Here is an 18,080-nt window from a genome sequence, read left to right on the forward strand (position 1 = left end):
CTAGCTCCAGCGGCAGGCTCGTTGGCATGGCCAGAACTGCATTGCGGTCTCTGGCGAGGGCTCCACTCGCCTCAGACTGCCGCGGAGCTTCGGCCGTCGAGTTCTCGCTCATTGCCCTCCCCTTCTTGGCGCTGCTCGGCGTGATCCTTGAGGCGGGCTTCGTCTTCCTCTCGCAGCAGACGCTCGACATCGCGGTTGATCGGGCTGCCCGTGTTCTGCGCACGAGCGAGTTCCAAGACGCGGCAGACGGCTCCCAGCCGGGCGAGCGGCTGCGCCGGCTCATGTGCGGCAGCCGAGTGGTGTTCTTCCGCTGCGACGAGGTGCGGCTGGACGTGACCCGCGCTGGCAGCTTCAGCGGGAACCAGATCCCACCGGCCTACGACAGCAAGAAGCAGGACTTCGTGATCAGCTTCGGCACCCGCTTCGAGTGCCCAGAAGGGAATGATGTCGTGGCCGTGCGAGCGGCTGTGTCCATCCTTCGACCCTTCAGCTTCCTGAACGTTGACGGTCAAGCCATGGCCGGTGGTCGGCAGCTGCTGACCACAACCGCGATCTTCCGAGCCGAACCGTACTCCGGCAAATCGTGCGTGTAGCGAGAGCCTCCTGGCTGTGCGCAAGGCAGCGTAGATGTCGCGCAATGGGCGTTATGGCATCTCGCCAGGAAACCTACCGGATCAGCCAGAGCCCTGCGTAGTTGAGGGATGCCGCGTAGACGGGATGGCTCTCCTCGTTTGTGACCACCACAATCGCGCGCTGATCCCCACCGTAGGGGATCTTCTCTCGCGCAAGGTCGGGCAGGAGCCGCTGAGCCGTCTTGCGCACCTCTTCGAGGGTGGCGAGGTCCGTGCCGGTGTCGTCCCGCTGCACCTTGCGGTCGATGTGAACGTCGAAGAAGTAGCGCGGCACAGCTCGCTCTCACGGAACCCGCAGGTACGTTGGGTCGAACTCCGCAAGGCGCTCCAGAGCCGGCCGATCCAGCAGGCTCAATCGCCCCCTATGCCAGCGGACGAGGTTCTGGCCGCGCAGCGCTTGCAGCGTGCGATTGACGTGCACATTCGTCATGCCGGTCAGCTCAGACAGCTCCATCTGCGTCAGGGGCAGACTGTACCCATCTTCCTCCGCCAACCCGACCGCCTGCAGCCGCTCCTGTAGCTCGCAGAACAGATGGGCAAGGCGTTGCAGAGCCGTGCGCTGGCCGAGGCTCAGCACCCGCTCGCTGTCGATGGCTTTCTGATACAGGAGCTGGTGGAGCAGCGCCCGCGCAAGCTCAGGCTCCTGCCGCAGTGGATCGGCGACCTGTTCAAGGGGGATCTCCCCGAAGACGCAGCGGGTCAGCGCTGTGATCCCGCTGTCCGCCCAGCCGCGCAGAACGGCTTCAAGATCGCACATGTCGCCCGGCACTAGGATGGCGGTGATCTGCCGCCGGCCGTTCATCAGCGTGCGATGGCGGCAGGTGTAGCCGGACAGGAGAATATGGGCGACCTGAGGCGCTTCGCCCTGCAGGATGAGGTTTTGATCTGGATCCAGGGCTCGCTCACGCACGACGGCCCGGAGAACCGGGCGAGCAGCCTGCCGCGCCAAAAGCGCTGATGATCCTGAACTCTGGCCCACGAACATGACGGGCTTGCCCACCTCCTCAGGCCCATCAACGCGGACAGCTAACCCAGGTTACAACTGCTCCGATTGCGTTCGGTTGCGAACAATCGAGTTGCGGCCGAAGGCACTTTAGACGAGCGGCTTGGGACGCGGGCGCGCTCCAAATCTAAGACCGTTCCGGAACAATCATGCGCCCCGTGCATGGTCCAGCTCGTCCGTTGGGGTATACTCCAGCGGACCGAACGCGGCATGCGCGAGATGCATGCTTGTCCCAGTAGAGGTCTTGGGAAGCTACTGCGCAACTGCTGCCAGGGAGACGCCCAACTCGGCCTTGCATCCCTCGATCGGTACGTCTGCCGGGAGGGACGCGACCATCAGGGCAAGAACCAGGATGAGCGCGACGCCCGCCAGCACGCCGGTCACAGGCTCATGATGGCGCCGCAAGGCGTGGATGAGCGCGCAGCCGAGGGTGAACGCCGCCGCCTGAGCGACGGGGAGAGCGAGCGGGACAGCCATGGCACCAGCAGAACCACGAAGGCCCCATGGTGTTCCTGCGGCCCGTTAGCGACCCCGTCCCTCGGGGCGCCGCGATGACGGCGAACCGTTACGGGCAGACGGCGAACGGGACGCAGTGATCCGCTGTTGCGCCATCGGCCTGTGCAGCGGCAGGAGCAACCGCCGCGTGCGAGGCTGGCGGGCTGGTCAGCACGACGGACCAGAACGCGGCTGTCGCAAGGGCAAAGGCAGCCGCAACCATCGCGAGCTTGGACATAGCTCACCTCCCTGAACGGTGGCACTGAGTATCGAAGTTGCTGGGTGGAGACGGCGGCCTAGAACGCGTCGTAACGCTCGCCGGCTCCGGGATTGGCCTTGATCGTCATCGCTTGGATATCGTGTGGCGCGTAGTGAGCCGCCTTCGAGGCTGGCGGGTCGGTCAGCATGGTGGCCCAGAACGCGCCCTCGCGCATCTGTCGCTCCCCTGTCGGAGGAAGTGACAGATTAAGCAAGCCCGCCTTATTGTCATGATCAAATATTAGTCTCATTGTGACTCGTCTATGTTTCAACAAGTACAAAGAGACAGCTATCCTAGATTGCGGTGGGCGCAATTTGTTATTGGTCTCGGCATCCTAGAGTGTGGCGTACGATTTCTACGGGCTGCTCTACGTTTAGGCGCATAGGCGGCTGCACCCATCGTGGGACTATAAATTTTGGCTCCCGCCCCGACGTCCGCTGGGAGCGTGATGTCCGCTGAAGCATACCCCAGCGGGCAGGATAAAAGTCCAACAGGCCAAGAAAAGCCCGCCGCGGAAAGGGGAACCGGGCGGGCTGAAGCAGTTGGAGGTAATACGCCCGGCTGGCTGTGGAACCTACCGAACGCCTCTTGCTAGCACGCACCAAAGCCAGATTGCCGATCACGCGCGATCACAACCTCGTGACGGGCGGATTAAAGGCAGTTCGCGTTCGTAAAAGCAGTCTGGATCGCAAGTAGGCTGCTGGCAGCAGAGTGTTGGCAGCCTTCGAGCATTGCGGAGCCTGTAGATGTCCACACGCGCCGAGATCGATGCCTACCTGGCCGAAGGTGCCAGCCTCATCCGCCAGGAATGCGTGAGCCGGCTGCACAAGGCCGGTGCCTGCGAGGGGCACCGGCTGATGGCGACAACGACCCTGATGGCGATGGAGCGCATCCAATTTCGGCTGACGGCCTACCGTGACCGTCTAGCGGCTGAGACGGCTCTTGCCCCTGCTCCCCCTCCGGTGCCGGAGAAGCGGCGCTGGTGGCCTGTCCTGAGCCGCAGGCGAGACTACAGGCCCGCCCATCCCTGACGAGCCAACCTGACTTTCCATACCGGCGCTTATGCGAGTAGGCGGGTCTCGCGCGGCAACGCGCCTTACCTCAGCCTCGCGGCTCGCATGTAGTCCTCAGCCCCCGCCTGAGCACGCAGCCGGATGGCCTGCACGCGATGGTGCCGGGCTTGGTCGAGGAGCCCATCTGCGGCCTCCAACTGGTCTTCCTGCCGGTGAGCGTGAGCCGCCGCGGCGAGTTCGTCCGCCATCACCTCGGCAAGCGAGGCGGCTACGATGCGATTTGCGCGCAGGAGCTTCACAGGAACCTCAAGGATCAGGAGCCACGGGCATCCGCAGCTTCCGGGCATCCATGGCTCCGCGGCTGTGCGATTGCCGTGATGGACGTCACACCCTAGGCAGGGACTTGGTCCGTTTTGAGTGCTCTGAAAGGCGGCGGTCTGTTTTGAACGGTCAAGCGGTGCTTTTCAGACCAGCCTCCGGCCGGTCTGAAACGGGCATACGAGGAGGAACCGCGACTGTCGGTTCGTTATGGGTGCGCCTTTAGCAGACTGCCATTCACGGCTGCTTGCGACTCAACGCAGCCGTACACGGGCGAATGCACAATTCCTGGAAGCGGACGTACCACCGCCGCTCCCTCATGGCGAAGCGCAATATCGCCGTCCAGCAAGCGTTTGCGTGTCCCCAAAACGACGGAGACATAAGCCCAAGCGAAAGGTCCACCTGTTCAACGGGTCGACCCTCGGGCGTCGCTGTTCGGGCAGGCGCTCATCCGCTAGCGCCGGGTCCCTGCCAAGCCTTCGCCGCCGGCCCGTCACCCGTGAGTGAAAGCCCCAGGACGCCTCTCCACAGAAGCGGCCACGCTCTCCTTCCGGTCCTGCAGGTCGCCCACGATTCGTTTGCCACCGGCGAGGCATCCAACCCTGCGGTGGTGCGGGAATTCAGGTGATCGGATTACTTGGCGGCATCCCTGACCGCCTGCTTGAGGTCCTGGGTCCAATCCGCCTCGCCGGATGCCCGTCCGAGCATGTCTGCGGCGTTTGACGGAACTGGTTTGGCTGGGAGGTCCCGGACCTTTCGCAGGCCCGATCCTTATCGGCGGACCCTCGTTCAGGCGTCGAGGAAGGCGAGCGCCTTCCGCGTGAAGGCCTCGTGGCACTGGAAGATGCCGCCGTGTCCGGCATCCTCGTAGAGGACGAGTTCGGCGTTCGGCAGCCGACGCGCCATATCCGCCGAGTTCGAGCTCGGCACCATGAGGTCCCGGTCGCCGTTCGCGACGAGGACGGGCGACGCGATACGACCGAGGTCCTGCGGCGTCTGCCGGCCCCAGGCCTTGATCGCCTTGAGCTGCCTCAGGAAAGTCCCCATCCCGACTGGCGCGTCCCGATCCTTGGTGCGCTCCCTCAGGCGACCCAGGAACGCCTTCGCGGCGCGCCGGCTGGGCTCCGAGGCGGTGAAGAACAGGTAGGTCTTCGGATCCTTGAAGGTCAGGAGCCCCTTCAGGATGAGCGGCCAGGACACCGCCCCGACCCTTTCGATGCCGATGCCCCCGGCGGGACCGGTCCCGGCCAGGATCAGCCTGCGCACCAGGGTCAGCGCCCGCAGCGCGACGTCCTGCGCCACGAACCCACCCAGGGAAAACCCGACGAGATCGACCTGGTCGAGCCCGAGCGCCCGGAGCGTCGCCACCGTGTCCGTCGCCATCTCCGCCACCGTGAGCGGTGCCTTGCCGCCCGAGGCGCCGACGCCGCGGTAATCGAGCGCAAAGACGGGACGACTAGCCGCGAATCCGTCGACGATGCGCGGGTCGAAGTTGTCGAGGTTCGCACCCCAGTGATTGAGCAGGACCACCGGCACGCCGGTGGCAGGCCCGAGCTGCCGGTAGAAGAAGGTCGTACCGGCGGCGGAGACGGTCCGGGTCGGGGTGTCCGCCCACCGTCGTGCGGGATCGGCGAATCGGGAGAGGGGCATGTCCATGTCGGATGCTTCGATCATCGGATCTCGACCACGACCTTGCCCTTGGACCGGCCGGCTTCAAGCTCGGTCAGGGCCTCGTTGGTCGCCTCGAACGGGACGACCCGGTCCACGACTGGGCGGATCGTCCCCGCCTCGACCAGCTTCGCGATCTCCCCGAGCTGCGCTCCGTTCGCCCGCATGAACAGGAACGCGTAGTTGACCCCGCGTGCCCTGGCCTTCCGACGGATGCCGAAGCTCAAAAGGCGCATGACCAGTGCGAGGAACGCGTTTAGCCCTTGAGCCTTGGCGAAGGCCGGGTCCGGCGGGCCGGAGATGGAGATCAGCTTCCCGCCCGGCTTCAGGATGGTCAGGGACTTGCGAAGCGTTTCGCCGTCGAGGCTGTTAAGCACGATGTCGTAGCCCGACAGGACCTTCTCGAAGTCCTCGCGCCTGTAGTCGACGACGACATCGGCCCCGAGGCTTCTGACGAGGTCGGCGTTCCCCGCGCTCGCGGTGGTCGCCACCGTCGCACCGAGGTGCTTAGCGAGCTGGATGGCGAAGGTCCCGACGCCGCCGGAGCCGGCCTGGATCAGCACCTTGTCGCCGCGCTTGAGCTTGGCGTGCTCGACCAGGGCTTGCCATGCCGTGAGGCCGACGAGGGGGATCGAGGCCGCCTCGGCCATCGAAAGGTTGTTCGGCTTCAGGGCGACATCGGCCTCGTCGACGGCGATAGTCTCGGCGAGGGTGCCGATGCGACCGTCCCGTGGCCGCGCGTAGACCGCATCCCCCACCTTGAACCGGCGCACCCCCGACCCGACCCGGATCACCGTGCCGGCGAGGTCGTGTCCCAGCACGAAGGGCGGCTTGTAGGGCAGGATCACCTTGAACCCGCCGCTGCGGATCTTGGCGTCCAGGACGTTGAGCCCGGCCGCTGCGATCTCGATCAGGACGTCGCCGGGCCCATCGTGGGCTCCGGCAGGTCGCCGAGGCGCAGCGGCTGCCTCTTCTTGTATCGGTCGAGGATGAACGCCTTCACGGGACTACGGTCTCCGAACTCGGGGGCTTGGATGGGGTTACGCGGCCGGGGCGTAGCGCGGGGCCGGCTCGACCGTGCCGAAACCCGGGATCATCGCCTGGCGCGCGGCCTGGAAGGCGTCCCACTGGCCGGCGTCGTGGAGGTGCGGGATCGTCACCGGCTCGCGCCGGTCGAAACCGGCGAGGGCGGCGTCGACGAGGGCGCCCACCTCCATCATCGGCGGGAGCGAGGCTTCGTCGGCGCCGGAGCGGCTCCAGATCTCGGTGCGGGTGGCCGCCGGCAGGACGGCCTGGACGTAGACGCCCTTCGTGCCGAGCTCATGCGCCAGGCCCTGGGACAGGAACTGCACGAAGGCCTTGGTCGCGCCGTACACCGTCGAGCCGAACTCCGGCACCAGCCCGACGACGGACCCGATGTTGACGATGGCGCCCTCGCCGGCCTCGGCGAAACGCGGCGCGACGGCGCGTGCGAGGCGCATCACCGAGGTGGCGTTCAGGGTGACGAGGCGCTCGATGTCGTCCGGCGACTGGTCGGCGAAGCCGCCGCCGACGTTCGCGCCGGCGTTGTTGACCAAGATGCCGATGCGATTGTCGTCCCGCAGGCGTGCCTCGACGGCACGCATGTGCGTCGCGTCGGTGAGGTCGGCCCGCACCACGTCGATGGCCACTCCGGTCTCCTCGTGGAGACGGTCGGCGAGGGCGTCCATCCGGGCTGAGTCGCGGGCGACCAGCACAAGGTCGTGGCCGCGCCGCGCGAACCGGTTGGCATACGTGGCGCCGATGCCGGACGAGGCGCCGGTGACGAGGACGGTGGGCTTGGTCGACATGGCACGGTCCCTCGGAAGCGAGACGATATTCATGATAGCGATCATGATTGAAAACAAATATGATCGCGATCATATTAGTGTCAACGGCTTCAGCGGGGATTTTTCGCCATGCGGGTGACCCAGGAACAGATGCGCGAGAACCGCCGGCGCATCCTGACGGAGGCTAGCCGCCTGTTCCGCGAGAAGGGCTACGAGGCCGTGGGCGTGGCCGAGGTGATGAAGGCCGCCGGCCTCACGCACGGCGGCTTCTACGGTCACTTTGCATCGAAGGAAGACCTGTTGGCGCACGCCATCGCGCATGCGGCGGCCGAGAAGACCAGTTCGGGTGCCGGCCTTCCGGCCTTCCTGGCGGCCTATCTCTCCCCGCTCACCGGGATGACGCCGCCGGTGGCTGTCCGATGGCCGCCCTCGCGGCGGATGTCCGCCTCCGACCGGCGCCCGCGCGCTCCGCCATGACATTCGGTATCCGCTCGAACATCGGGAGCGTCGAGGCCGCCCTTCCCGCTTCGGTCACGAAGAACCGGCGACGCGAGGCCATCGGCACCTATGCGGCCATGCTCGGCGCGCTGATCCTCGCGCGTGCGGTCGACGACCCAGCGCTATCGGACGAGATCCTCTCCGAGACGCGTGCATGGATGAAGTCAGGCTTGTGATGCTGACCGCGGTGTGGGCAGTACGAGCACTCCGCCGATGTCTGCTGTAGCGCATGGCACGCCAAGGAGCAGTCGGTCAGCATTCCACCGAGGCTGTGTGAAAACGCGGAGGCAATAGAAGGATTTCCCCTCGAACGCCCTGTGCAGCGCCGGAACGAGGGCTCCCAGTGACGTAGCGATCGCTATCCAGGATGCTTGGTGGCGACCACATAAAAGATTGTTCTACGATTTCAGAGCGTCCCTGCGTTTTCACACAGCCTGCGCCCATAGTAGCCGACCCGCATGGTGCGTTTTGGGTATACCCCAATGGACAGGACGACAGTCTCAGGACAGAGGAAAGCTCGCTGGCGCAGGAGTGGGGCGAGCGGTGCAAGCAGTCGGAGGTTGCAGCGGTGGCCGACCTGGTGGGCAAAGGCCACTGCAAGTAGGTTCCGAGTACGGCCTGTCCGCGCCCTGCCAATCCCTCGGTAAGGTGCCGCGGCAGCGGGAGCGCTTACGTCGGCGCCGGAACCGGGGTCGACAGAGGCTTTCCCTTCTGCACCGTGAAGGTGACGAACAGCTTGGTTGTCTGCGATCCGTTCTTCAGCGTGTGCGGAGTTTCCGGCGCGGTCACCCAGGAGAAGCCGGGCTTGATCATCTGCGTCGCTTGGCCCTTGATGCGCAGCTCGCCGGCGCCTTCCAGCGTATAGCCCGCTTCGGTGCCTGGGTGGGTGTGCCAGTCAAGGACGAAGTTCGGCTCGATATCGACCATCACCTGAAGCGTCTCATAACCTTCGGCCGGACCATCGATCCGCGAGGTAATCGCCCGCTTTATCCCGCTCGGCGTCTGCGCCGACGCGTCATCCGCCACGAACCCAATCGCCGCACAGATCGCGCAACCGGTGAACATCCGCCGGCTCAACATACGATATCCTCCCCTCGCGCGTGCCGCAGAGCTATCAAATCTGCGTAGCGCCAGTCGCGCCTGATTCAGCGGGCCAAATACAATCGTATCTGGTCCAAGCTTTATTTAGATGACCCTGAGTCACTTGCACAAAGGACTGCAAGCATTACCGCGTCTCGCGGCGACTTACTAGATTGCATGAAAGCCGGGTAAAGTTTCGTACCCATGACAGGTTTCCATAAGGCACCTTACGCGAAGGGAACGGACTGCCTCCTCCGCCTTCGGGCCCGAAGCCCAATCAAGCGGCGCTCGGCTGCTCCAGCTTGTCGCGGGCCGCGGTGAAGCGCACCACGCGCTGCGCCGTCGCTACGGAGAGGTCCTGAAAGGCCTGGAAGGCGCTCTGCAGCGCCTCGGCATCGGGCATGCCCCCGGGCGGCTCGCGAGGAGGAGCTTCAGCGTCTTCCAGCCGAAGCGGACCGAGCGCACCAGGAACAGGAGCGGGTCCGTGGTCGGCGCCGCGTGCGCGTTGAGGGCGATCGCCGAGGGAACGCCCGCGAGCTTCGCCAGAGCCACCAGCGCGTAGGTGGTCTCGCCGGAGGTCAGCCAAGTCTGCACGGCGCCCTCGTCGAGGCCGGTCTTCGCCTGCCTGGCGACGGCCACCTCGGCCGGGGTGAAGTCTGCAGGAACCGCTGTCAGAGCCGTTGCAATGGCGAGGGTGGCCTGCGCGGCGGCGTTCTCGCCGAATTCCGCCGCCAGGGCTTGGCGGGCGCGCTCGCGGGCGATGGCGACGAGTTGCGCGCGCTGCGCCTCCGGCACGTCGGAGCGCTTCGTCAGCACGCGGCCCAACTCCGAATCCTGCTGGGCCCGCGTCGTCAGGATCTGGAAGCCGCCGGCCGAGAACCGGGCGCCCTGGTTGCCCGCGACGCTGCGCACCACCTGCTCGTTGCCCCGCGAGACGATGACGTCGGTGACGCGCTCGGCCAGCGTGCTGCGGCGAGAGAGGGCCATCAGGTGCTGCTGCCCGGCACCGCTCGCGATCTGGACGAGGTCGCTCTCGTCGAGGCGGTTCGAGCGTTCGAGCACGGGCCCGGCCACCTCCGCGGAGGGATCGTAGGCGAGGTTGCGCACCACCCGGCGCGGGGCATTGGCCACGTCCGCGAGGTGCGCCGACAATTCGGCTCGGGCGCGGGTCTCGATGTCGCGCGAGAGCCGCAGGATCACCTCGTCGAAGGCGCCGATCTGATCCTCGCTGAGCCGCGGCGCCTGCGCCGTGAACAGGCCCGTCATCTGCCGCAGCATGGTCATACGCTTGGTCGGGTCGCCACTCGCGATGGCGCCCTCGACATCAGCAACGACGGACTGCAGCGCCTGCACCAGAGCCTCCTGTTCAACGAGGTCTGGCCTACCGCCCAAGCCTTTCCACGCCGTGAAGGCGACCGCCCTCGGAGCCACACTCAGAGCCGCGACGCGCGGACCCCGCCATTAGAGGCATAGAAAAGCCGCCCGCAGCGGACGCGGGGCGGCTCTGTCCATGGTCGCGAGCGCACCGAAATAGGCGCCGGCCGCGCCCCATCGCATGTCATGAGCCGCCGGCTTTCGGTGTTTCCCGCCACCGCCGAATGGGCGAGCCCGCCACGTCTCGGAAAACGAGCCGCGGGCGATGGTAGCTCAGCCGTGCGGGCGCTCTAGCCTTGCAATAGCCATTCGCCGACTGGGCGTTAGGGAGCCACAGCCGTTCCGCCGGCAGGTACTAATTGATCAACGCAGAACGCCCATTGACCGGCGCGCTCGGGAGCGTCGAGCCAAACGCGAAGGCCGAGTTGCCGGTGAAGTGCACCTGCGATGCGATCACCGAACCGTAGCGGGCCGGGTTCGTGGTCGTCCCGTTGCCCGTAAACGTCACCGCGGTGGCCGGTGCGTACAGCACGCCGTCGAGAAACACCGAGGAGTTGCCGCTGATCGACAGGGACGCGCCGGTTGCCCCGCGCGATTGGAAGAGCACGATGCCCTTGAGCGATCCGCTGCTCGGAGCCGTCAAGCTGACCGAAGGCGTGCCATTGATCGTCAGAGACGAGTCCGCGTCGAGGAACAGGGTCACCCCCGATCCTGAGATGCTGGCGTTGCTGTTGATTTTGATCGATGCGCCCTGGAAGTAGTAGGTCCCAGCAGCCAGGGTGACGCTGCCTCTGAACGTCGTCGAGCCGCTATAACAGCCCGGCGTGAGCGTGCCGCTCAAGGTGCCGCCCGACTTGCAGTTAATGGGCGTGGGTTCGGCGATCGCCGCGAGCGGGTCGGCCGTGGGCGAGCCGCATTTGCTGACCGCCGGGCTGTAGCCGCGCGGGCTCAGGGACGGCGTAGTTGCCTGGCAGATCGAGGTGGCCGTCATCTGAGCGGCGTTGCCATTCGATGAGATCGCTGCCGCCGAGGAGGATTTCGCCCTCGCCGCGCAGCTCAGGGTGACCATTGTGCTGCCGGCGATCGTGAGCGTATCTGAGTTCGTGGGGTCGAGCGCGTACAGGCAGGCCGAGCCCGCGCCGCCCTCTTCATCACTCGTCATGATCGCGGTCGAGCGGGCCGACAGGCTGAACGGACCGGCCGAACCGGCAAAGCGCGAGAAGATGCCGAGCACTTGGTTCTGGTGCGCGGCGTCTCGAACCGCCGTCACCCGCACGGCGTTCGCGGTCGCGCCCGCCGCTCGGTACGTCTTGGCGGCGGCATCGTAGACGACCAACTCAACATCACTGGCGAGCGTCACTTGGCCAGCGTTGCGCGGTGCGTTCAGGTTAGCCACCGTCACGGCTGCCTGGATCGCCTTCGCCGTGTCGGGCAACTGGCGCACGCCCGCGATCGCGCCAGCATCGGCCGCGATCTGCAGGCGCATGCTGTTGTAGCGCAGCACGCCCAGATCGACGGCGAAGGCGCCGATGCCGAGCATGACGGGCATGGTCACCCCGGAGAGCAGCGTGACTCCGCCCTCCTCGTTGCGCCAGAACCTCCGCATCACGGCGTCTCCTGCGGCAGGGTCGCAGAGGCGGTCATCGACCGGCTCCCGTAGAGGCTCGCGAAGAAGCTCGTGGGTGCGGCACTGGTGAGGGGATTGCGGCTGTGACCAGGTAGCGAGTGGCGTCAGCGGGATCCTTGTCAGCTGTCACCGTCGCCTTGGTCTGTGCCCAGCGTGGGAGGGCCGCCACGACGGCGTCACGGGCAGCGGTCGTGGTGATCCGGCCGAGCGCGAGCTGGCGGGCTTCGCCCCATACGGCCTGTTGCGCGGAGGTCAGCGTGAAGAAGGCAAACGAGAACTCGCAGATCGCGAGCATCAGGCCGACGAACAGGGGAGCGACGAGGCTGAACTCGACGGCTGAGGCACCCGAGCGATCCGCGCGCAGCTTCCTGAGTGAACGCGGTACCATTGCCAATGCTCAGACCCCATCGTCCGAGAATTCTACACGCACTACAATGCTGCGATAAACTTCTAAACAAATCCGGGAAAGCTCGGCCTTTAAATGTATTTAACAGCCAATGAATGTTTCAGATCAAACAACTTCCTCGCGCGTGTCGCGCCGCTTTGTCGTGTCGACGATCACGCGATCTCGGGGAGCACATTCAGAAAGCTTGTGCTCGTCAGTTCGATCACCTCACCAAGCGGCAGCCTGTGTGAGTTGCACGCCGACCGTCTCGTTGTCGCGCCAGGCAACCGTACAGACACCTCGGGCGATACTCAGCGCACCAGCGACAGCCTCAGAGGCTGTGATGAACCTCTGACAAATCACTGTTGCCCTTTGATGGCGCCATTCCCCGGCTATCAGGCATGTTCGCAGTCTGGCCCAATAAAATAAATGACTTATACCAACCCTCACTGATCAGAACTTATGAGCCCAGGCGCGCAGGCCGATGGACATGATGCGCCAGGGTTGGTCGATGAGCTTGTTCCAAGCGTCGCAGCAATGATCGAGGATGGCCTCGTATGACGCAAAGATCCGGTTGCCGAGCCAGTTCTCGCGGATGAACTGCCAGAGGTTCTCGACCGGGTTCAACTCGGGCGAGCGCGCCGGCAGCGGCAGCAGCGTGATGTTGGCTGGGACGATGAGCTTCTTGGTCATGTGCCAGCCGGCCTGATCGAGCAGCAGCACAGCGTGCGCACCGGCGGTGACGGCCCTGGCGATCTCGGCCAGGTGCAGGTTCATCGCCTCGGTGGTGCAGCGGGGCATGACGAGCCCGGCTCCCGTGCCACGAGCCGGGCAGATCGCGCCGAAGATGTAGGCGGAGGCGGTGCGCTGGTCCTTTGAGGCTGCAGGCCGTGTGCCGCGGCGTGCCCAACGACGTGTGATGGAGTTCTTCTGACCGACCCGGGCCTCGTCGGCGAACCAGACCTCTATCGGCTTGCCGCCGACAGCCTGCGCGACCTCCGCCAAGCGAGCGGGGAAGGCTTTTTAAAAGCCGGGATGGCGCCCTGATCCTGAGCATGATGGCGCGGACGAGCCGAGAGCTTGGCGTAGCCCAGGCCCCGCAGAACCCGGCTCAAGGTCTGCTCGGAGACCGAGACGCCGTGCTCCTCCACCAGGATCTGAGCGAGATCGACCAGCCGCCAGCGCACCAGCCCGTGCGCAGCCGGCGTGGGTCCCGCCTCAACCAAGGCCCGCAGCGCCTCACGCTGCTCAGCGTTCAGGCGCGGGCGGGCTCCAGGGGCTTTGCCGCCGATCAGCCCATCCGGCCCGTCGGCGTTGAAGGCCAGAACCCAGTCCCGCACCGTCTGCAGGCCAACCCCACCGAGAGCCGCCGCCTCGGAGCGCGAGCCGCCAGCATAGATCGCTGACAGCGCCAGCAGGCGACGGGTCTGATCCGGGTCGCGCGAGCTCTTGGCCAGAGCTCGCAAGGCCTCGGCATCGAAGTCTGGCCGCAGCGGCACAGGAGCGCCCATCCCATCCTCCTCAGGCTACAAACCCGAGAAATGAATCACGACCCGTGCTGCACCGCTACCCAGCGTGAGTCCTGCTCAACGAGGCTTGGTATTAGTGGGCCATAGGTTCATAGCAGCCTCTAGAACTTCTCCTGGTGCGGAGGGGAAGCGGCGAGGTTCGGTCGTCGCCTGAGTAAAGGGGAGACACACATGACCGATCGCGAACATGCCTGTGGGGCAGGTCTCCTCAGGACGCCACGATGCGGCAGGCCGAGTCTTGGGGAGCGGATAACAAAAGCTGCCACTGGTGGTGTAGCCGCTAGGGCAGGGCTGAGTATTAACCCGGGGGATGGGGACCGCCTCAGCGAAGGCGGGGCCGGCCAGGAGGAAAACGGCGACAGTGGCGAGGCAGCGCATCCCTTGAACATGGAGCGCCCGGCGGGAGGTTTCAGGGGCCCTCCCCTGATGCGCCAAGGATTACTCCCAAGTTGGGAAGCCTAGCCGTCCTTCCGCTACCAGCGCCGCCGGGGCTCCGGTGCTGTGTACGGAGCTGCCGGCTCACCACCTGCTGTGTCAGCCTTCGACTTGCTCAATGCCCTTCAGCCTGATTGCTTTCGCAGTTCGCACGATGTGCGAGGTAGACGGTGACCGCGAGGGCGCACAGGCAGCCGCCAAACGGCAACGCGGTGGCCGGCGGCAGGAAGCCGCTCTGGCATAAGAGCGTCAGAGCGGCTGTGCCAGCAGCTACGCTGTCCGCTAGAAGAAGCACCATCGCTGCTCGGCTCCACATGAGATCTCGCGGGCTGCTCCCGCGGGAAGCAAGTGCGCCTGATGTCCGGTTAAGAAGCTCTTAACACCCTATGCGCCGCCGGCTTCCTGGGGCGGGAACTATCAACCCTTGGCGCACGCGCAGTGAGCCTGCTGCCCTGCCTCGCTGACCTCACCCGCCATTCCGCTAAGCTGCATGACCTCACGCCACAGCTTTCCCAGCTCCTCCCCAAAGAAGAGGAGCTGAGGCTCCTCTCATTAGATCGACAGGATGTCGTGATAATCAATTTTCATGTTGGCGCCGATGTTGGCAATGACTTGCGGCGCTGCACTTCCGCTCCCATCGGGATCGTAGAGCAGATCGCCGCTCGTCTTGTTGTAGATGACGCGGTCGTTGGCATCGTGTGCCTTGCTGCCGACCCAGAATGCGTCAGGCGATAGCTCCCCTTGGGCTAATTGGAAGACAGCGTGGTCGAGGCCGATGTGGTCGGTCCCGTGCTTGAAATCGGTGATCGTGTCGCTGTTCTTCCTCCCGTACTCCTGGAAGACGAACGTGTCCGCTCCACTGAGGCCTGTAAGCCTGTCATGCCCACCGAGGCCCTTGATGATATCGTCGCCGGAAGTGCCCTTGAGGCGATTGTCACTGGCATCCCCGGCGACCACTTTCTGCGCCGGCAGCGGGTCAGGCTGTACCGGTGGCGTCGTGAGCGGCGGGGCTGGCACTGGCGGCTGGACCGCGCCGAGGGCGTCGTCGTGCATCACCTGTCCCGGGCGGACACCCTCCGTATCGACGCCATTCAGGTCGAGATGGGCGACGTAGCTGCTGATGCCGTACTTGTCGTCCAAGGCGTGCACATCGGCGACCTTCTGCGCGCCGGTGACGTACTCGATGCTGATGACGTCCTTGCCGGCGTCGATTGCCTTCTGCAGGAGGCCCATGCTGTAGCTGGTCTCGGCTGCAGGCTGCTTCTGGCCGCCGTCGGTGTAGAACAGGTTCTCCTTGAACATGCCGTCGATCGTGCCGAGGTAGCCCGGGTGGGTCAGAAGCTCCTCAGCATTGTTGACCCACACCTTGAAGCCGGGGTGCTTCGCCTCAGCATAGTCACCTAGATACTTGATAAGATCGACCATCGCCTGCTCGGCGCCGGCCGCTCCGCCCGGCGCGTGGCTCTTGGCCCAGGACGTCTGATACTCGTCGACGACATCGAAGTAGACCCCGTCGTAGCCGGCAGCCAGCATCCGGTCGATGTAGGCCGTGGCGACCGCCTTCCACTCGGGCGTCCAGAAGGCGACCTCGTAGTTGCCCTTCCACTGCGGATTCTCAGGCCCCAAGGCCGCGGCCGGAATGGTCTTGAAGTAATCCCGGTAGGTCTCGGCCTCGCCGATGCTGAAATAGCCGAGGAGCAGCGCGCTGCCCGGCCCGCCGCCCATCTGTTTGACCTCCGCGGGTGTGAACGTCTGGCCGGCGTCGTTGTAGATGTCGATGACCTTCACGTCGAACGGCGCCGCCGCGATCTGCGAAGGTGTGACACCCTGCAGGACGTACATTCCTGTCTTCGGCATGGCTCATCCTTGTAGGAAGGGACTCGCGTGAGGGCGAGGCGAAGCTAAAAGTCTGCACTCTCAGGGGTGCGAACTTCATATCATTGGTGATTTCTTAGTGTATTGGCCGTATATTATCATACTATACTCTGAAATCGGACATAAAATCTTCGCTGAACAATGATTTTCTACGTGCCTTACATAAGTTAAATCGGCCGAAACCGTCGCACGCAGAAAAAGGGCGGCTCTCCGTACCAGTCCGTACAATTGCGAATGCGTGGCTGGGAGATGTTCCCATGTGTCTCAGAGGTAGATGGCTTGAGCAGATCTGCTCGGGGTAAGAGTTATGAAGCGCCACGAGTCTGTGTAAGCTGCTTTGTGGAACATCCTGGCACGTATTGGAGATGACGGTAGATGGGACGCCGGCGCTGATTGGCGCGGGCTTCTACCCGGATCGACGCGAGGCCTAATCCGCCCCGTTGAGGTGGTGCGGCCTTTGGTATGGCTTTTCAGCCTTAGCACCTAACACTACCTGGGCAGGATTTCTAAATTAGGTAGCAAAATCAAGGGGTTGGCGAAAATGCGCCCCTTTCTAAGTCGTTGATCTATAACGGGTTTTCGGAACAGTGCCCAGGTAGTGCTAAGACCGTTCTGAAACGGTCATGAGTCTCGCGCATGCTCGAGCCTGTCTGTTGGGGTATACCGCAGCGGATGTTCTGCTCTTGGTGGGCAGCATCCAGGCCTAGGCGGATTTGACGTTGTGGATCCGCTCGGTTCGGATCAAACTGAGTATGCCACTAGGAGCACTGCTCGGGCGGCTTCTACGCTGACATTGGCACAAGTCGAGGCTGGAACCGCCCCGGTCTGGGCTGCCGAATTTGTGCCTTGCGCGCGTACATGGCCGCATCCGCTGTCGCGAGCACTGACATGCCCCAAGTCCCGTCCTCGGCACTGAACGCCGTCCCAACGCTCCCGCCAATGCGGTGACCCTGAAGGTCCGGCATGCTGATGCTGTCCAGTGCGGCTTCGATGCGGTGCGCGAGCCCATTGAGGGCGGCTCGATCCGGGCAGTCCCCGATCAGCACGACGAACTCGTCTCCGCCCAGCCGCGCCACGGCATCGCGCGGACGTACCGTCTCTTGAAGACGGCTGGCTACCTCGATCAGCACGCGGTCACCGATCGCGTGACCCAACTCATCATTGATCCGCTTGAAGCCATTCAGGTCGAGGTACAGGAGCCCGACCTCGCGGGGACAGCGCGCAATAGCCTCGTCCAGCCGTGCAAGCAGCGCTGGGCGGTTCAGCAGACCGGTGAGCGCATCATGGCTCGACACATGGGCCAGATGCACGCTCTCACGTCGGCTCCGGCGCGCGTCTCGTACCGCCATCAGGAGGCACAGGCTGATCGGGAGAAGTGCCGCGAAGGCCGCCCAGAGCCAGAGGGTTGCCTTATGTTTCGCCGCCGCCTCCTCACGCGCGACACCCCGATCGATGACCGCCTGCTCGGTCTTCAGAAGTTGGTCGATGTTGGCCCGGATCGCATCCGTCAGGCGCTTGCCAGTGTCCTGGAGCACAATCCGTTGCGCAGCCGCGAGACCATCCCGGCGGCGGACCTCGACCGTTTCCTTGAGTTCGGCGAGCTTCGCGTGCGCTTGCAAAGTGACTGACGTGATGACCGCGGCCGCAAGATCGACCTCCTCGTACTCGGCGCGAAGGGTCATGAGGCTCTGATCGATGTGCTTCAGGGCGCGATCGTAGGGCTCCAGATATTCGGAGCGGCCAGTCAGAAGATAGCCGCGCTGGCCCGTCTCGGCGTCCTGTAGGAGCGACAGTGTCTCTGCGAGGTGTCGGGCACGCATGTTGCCACGCATGAGCAACTCGGTCCCGGCCTGAAGGGTGACCAGATGCTGATAGAGGCCATACACGGTCCCGGCACAGAGAAGCGCGAGAAGGACGGCCGCTAGGGCGAGCTTGGTCTCTGCATAGTGGATGAAGGTACGCGCCATCTGGCCGATCCGCCGAGAGTGGCCTGACGGTAAGCTTGAACCTTATAGTTCGCCCTCTGGATTTCGAGAAAATCGGCTTTGATGTGAACACATCTTGTTAAGAATGCCTTCGCT

At 64.7% G+C, this 18,080-nt stretch carries 16 protein-coding genes and 2 pseudogenes; 3 read left to right on the forward strand and 15 right to left on the reverse strand.

Annotated features, from left to right (window positions below; translation table 11 throughout):
* Positions 1–26: 26 nt before the first annotated feature.
* Positions 27–593, forward strand: coding sequence for a TadE/TadG family type IV pilus assembly protein (locus tag DK389_RS06735; RefSeq protein WP_109896097.1), 567 nt, complete (start codon positions 27–29; stop codon positions 591–593).
* Between the two features lie 73 nt (positions 594–666).
* Here DK389_RS06735 and DK389_RS06740 read toward each other — a convergent pair whose 3' ends face one another.
* The 4 genes from DK389_RS06740 to DK389_RS33355 form a co-directional block, all read right to left on the reverse strand.
* Positions 667–906, reverse strand: coding sequence for a DUF6894 family protein (locus DK389_RS06740; protein WP_109888304.1), 240 nt, complete (start codon positions 904–906; stop codon positions 667–669).
* Positions 907–915: 9 nt separating this feature from the next.
* On the reverse strand, positions 916–1,632 hold the full coding sequence (locus tag DK389_RS06745; protein WP_162560540.1) for a Crp/Fnr family transcriptional regulator: 717 nt from the start codon (positions 1,630–1,632) through the stop codon (positions 916–918).
* A gap of 255 nt (positions 1,633–1,887) precedes the next feature.
* A complete protein-coding gene (locus tag DK389_RS06750) occupies positions 1,888–2,112 on the reverse strand; it encodes a hypothetical protein (RefSeq protein WP_109888307.1) in 225 nt (74 codons plus the stop codon).
* A gap of 314 nt (positions 2,113–2,426) precedes the next feature.
* Complete coding sequence (locus tag DK389_RS33355; RefSeq protein ID WP_194075170.1) at positions 2,427–2,564, reverse strand: hypothetical protein; 138 nt, start codon at positions 2,562–2,564, stop codon at positions 2,427–2,429.
* A gap of 571 nt (positions 2,565–3,135) precedes the next feature.
* Here DK389_RS33355 and DK389_RS06755 point away from each other — a divergent pair.
* A complete protein-coding gene (locus tag DK389_RS06755; protein WP_109888309.1) occupies positions 3,136–3,420 on the forward strand; it encodes a hypothetical protein in 285 nt (94 codons plus the stop codon).
* A 65-nt stretch (positions 3,421–3,485) separates the two neighbouring features.
* On the opposite strand, the gene DK389_RS06760 is transcribed toward DK389_RS06755, so the two are convergent.
* The 4 genes and pseudogenes from DK389_RS06760 to DK389_RS06775 form a co-directional block, all read right to left on the reverse strand.
* Positions 3,486–3,749 carry a hypothetical protein gene (locus DK389_RS06760; RefSeq protein WP_109888311.1) on the reverse strand — a complete coding sequence of 88 codons (264 nt, stop codon included), beginning with the start codon at positions 3,747–3,749 and terminating at the stop codon, positions 3,486–3,488.
* Positions 3,750–4,509: 760 nt separating this feature from the next.
* Positions 4,510–5,394: an alpha/beta fold hydrolase gene (locus DK389_RS06765; RefSeq protein ID WP_418292013.1), complete on the reverse strand. Its 885-nt coding sequence runs from the start codon at positions 5,392–5,394 to the stop codon at positions 4,510–4,512.
* Positions 5,391–6,391 (reverse strand): annotated as a pseudogene (locus tag DK389_RS06770) (NADP-dependent oxidoreductase). Before DK389_RS06770 ends, DK389_RS06765 begins: the two are co-directional and overlap by 4 nt.
* Before the next feature lie 37 nt (positions 6,392–6,428).
* Positions 6,429–7,217: an SDR family NAD(P)-dependent oxidoreductase gene (locus DK389_RS06775; RefSeq protein WP_109896101.1), complete on the reverse strand. Its 789-nt coding sequence runs from the start codon at positions 7,215–7,217 to the stop codon at positions 6,429–6,431.
* Between the two features lie 108 nt (positions 7,218–7,325).
* On the opposite strand from DK389_RS06775, the pseudogene DK389_RS06780 reads away from it, so the two are divergent.
* Positions 7,326–7,870, forward strand: a pseudogene (locus DK389_RS06780) (TetR/AcrR family transcriptional regulator).
* A gap of 493 nt (positions 7,871–8,363) precedes the next feature.
* On the opposite strand, the gene DK389_RS06785 reads toward DK389_RS06780, so the two are convergent.
* From DK389_RS06785 to DK389_RS06815, 7 genes are all read right to left on the reverse strand, one after another.
* Complete coding sequence (locus DK389_RS06785; RefSeq protein ID WP_109888312.1) at positions 8,364–8,774, reverse strand: cupin domain-containing protein; 411 nt, start codon at positions 8,772–8,774, stop codon at positions 8,364–8,366.
* A 345-nt stretch (positions 8,775–9,119) separates the two neighbouring features.
* Complete coding sequence (locus DK389_RS06790) at positions 9,120–10,127, reverse strand: DUF2336 domain-containing protein (protein WP_109888314.1); 1,008 nt, start codon at positions 10,125–10,127, stop codon at positions 9,120–9,122.
* A 376-nt stretch (positions 10,128–10,503) separates the two neighbouring features.
* Positions 10,504–11,754 (reverse strand): DUF7305 domain-containing protein, encoded by a 1,251-nt coding sequence (locus tag DK389_RS06795; RefSeq protein ID WP_109888316.1) that lies wholly within the window; start codon positions 11,752–11,754, stop codon positions 10,504–10,506.
* 34 nt (positions 11,755–11,788) lie between these two features.
* Positions 11,789–12,163: a TadE/TadG family type IV pilus assembly protein gene (locus DK389_RS06800; protein ID WP_109888318.1), complete on the reverse strand. Its 375-nt coding sequence runs from the start codon at positions 12,161–12,163 to the stop codon at positions 11,789–11,791.
* A 450-nt stretch (positions 12,164–12,613) separates the two neighbouring features.
* Positions 12,614–13,671 (reverse strand): IS630 family transposase gene (locus tag DK389_RS06805; RefSeq protein ID WP_109888320.1). Its coding sequence is split into 2 segments (ribosomal slippage): positions 12,614–13,179 and positions 13,179–13,671, totalling 1,059 coding nucleotides; the frame shifts between segments, so codons are not numbered across the junction.
* 1,005 nt (positions 13,672–14,676) lie between these two features.
* Positions 14,677–15,981, reverse strand: a complete 1,305-nt coding sequence (locus DK389_RS06810; protein ID WP_109888322.1) for an endo alpha-1,4 polygalactosaminidase — start codon at positions 15,979–15,981, stop codon at positions 14,677–14,679.
* A gap of 800 nt (positions 15,982–16,781) precedes the next feature.
* Positions 16,782–17,966, reverse strand: a complete 1,185-nt coding sequence (locus tag DK389_RS06815) for a diguanylate cyclase domain-containing protein (protein ID WP_109888324.1) — start codon at positions 17,964–17,966, stop codon at positions 16,782–16,784.
* Positions 17,967–18,080: the final 114 nt, after the last annotated feature.

The sequence above is a fragment of the Methylobacterium durans genome, assembly GCF_003173715.1.
Lineage (GTDB): Bacteria > Pseudomonadota > Alphaproteobacteria > Rhizobiales > Beijerinckiaceae > Methylobacterium > Methylobacterium durans.

Coding starts and splice junctions, on each gene's coding strand:
- DK389_RS06810 (WP_109888322.1), bottom strand. CDS start 15,981: ATGCCGAAGACAGGAATGTACGTCCTGCAGGGTGTCACACCTTCGCAG.
- DK389_RS06815 (WP_109888324.1), bottom strand. CDS start 17,966: ATGGCGCGTACCTTCATCCACTATGCAGAGACCAAGCTCGCCCTAGCG.
- DK389_RS06785 (WP_109888312.1), bottom strand. CDS start 8,774: ATGTTGAGCCGGCGGATGTTCACCGGTTGCGCGATCTGTGCGGCGATT.
- DK389_RS33355 (WP_194075170.1), bottom strand. CDS start 2,564: ATGCGCGAGGGCGCGTTCTGGGCCACCATGCTGACCGACCCGCCAGCC.
- DK389_RS06775 (WP_109896101.1), bottom strand. CDS start 7,217: ATGTCGACCAAGCCCACCGTCCTCGTCACCGGCGCCTCGTCCGGCATC.
- DK389_RS06750 (WP_109888307.1), bottom strand. CDS start 2,112: ATGGCTGTCCCGCTCGCTCTCCCCGTCGCTCAGGCGGCGGCGTTCACC.
- DK389_RS06800 (WP_109888318.1), bottom strand. CDS start 12,163: ATGGTACCGCGTTCACTCAGGAAGCTGCGCGCGGATCGCTCGGGTGCC.
- DK389_RS06765 (WP_418292013.1), bottom strand. CDS start 5,394: ATGATCGAAGCATCCGACATGGACATGCCCCTCTCCCGATTCGCCGAT.
- DK389_RS06755 (WP_109888309.1), top strand. CDS start 3,136: ATGTCCACACGCGCCGAGATCGATGCCTACCTGGCCGAAGGTGCCAGC.
- DK389_RS06735 (WP_109896097.1), top strand. CDS start 27: ATGGCCAGAACTGCATTGCGGTCTCTGGCGAGGGCTCCACTCGCCTCA.
- DK389_RS06760 (WP_109888311.1), bottom strand. CDS start 3,749: ATGCCCGGAAGCTGCGGATGCCCGTGGCTCCTGATCCTTGAGGTTCCT.
- DK389_RS06795 (WP_109888316.1), bottom strand. CDS start 11,754: ATGCGGAGGTTCTGGCGCAACGAGGAGGGCGGAGTCACGCTGCTCTCC.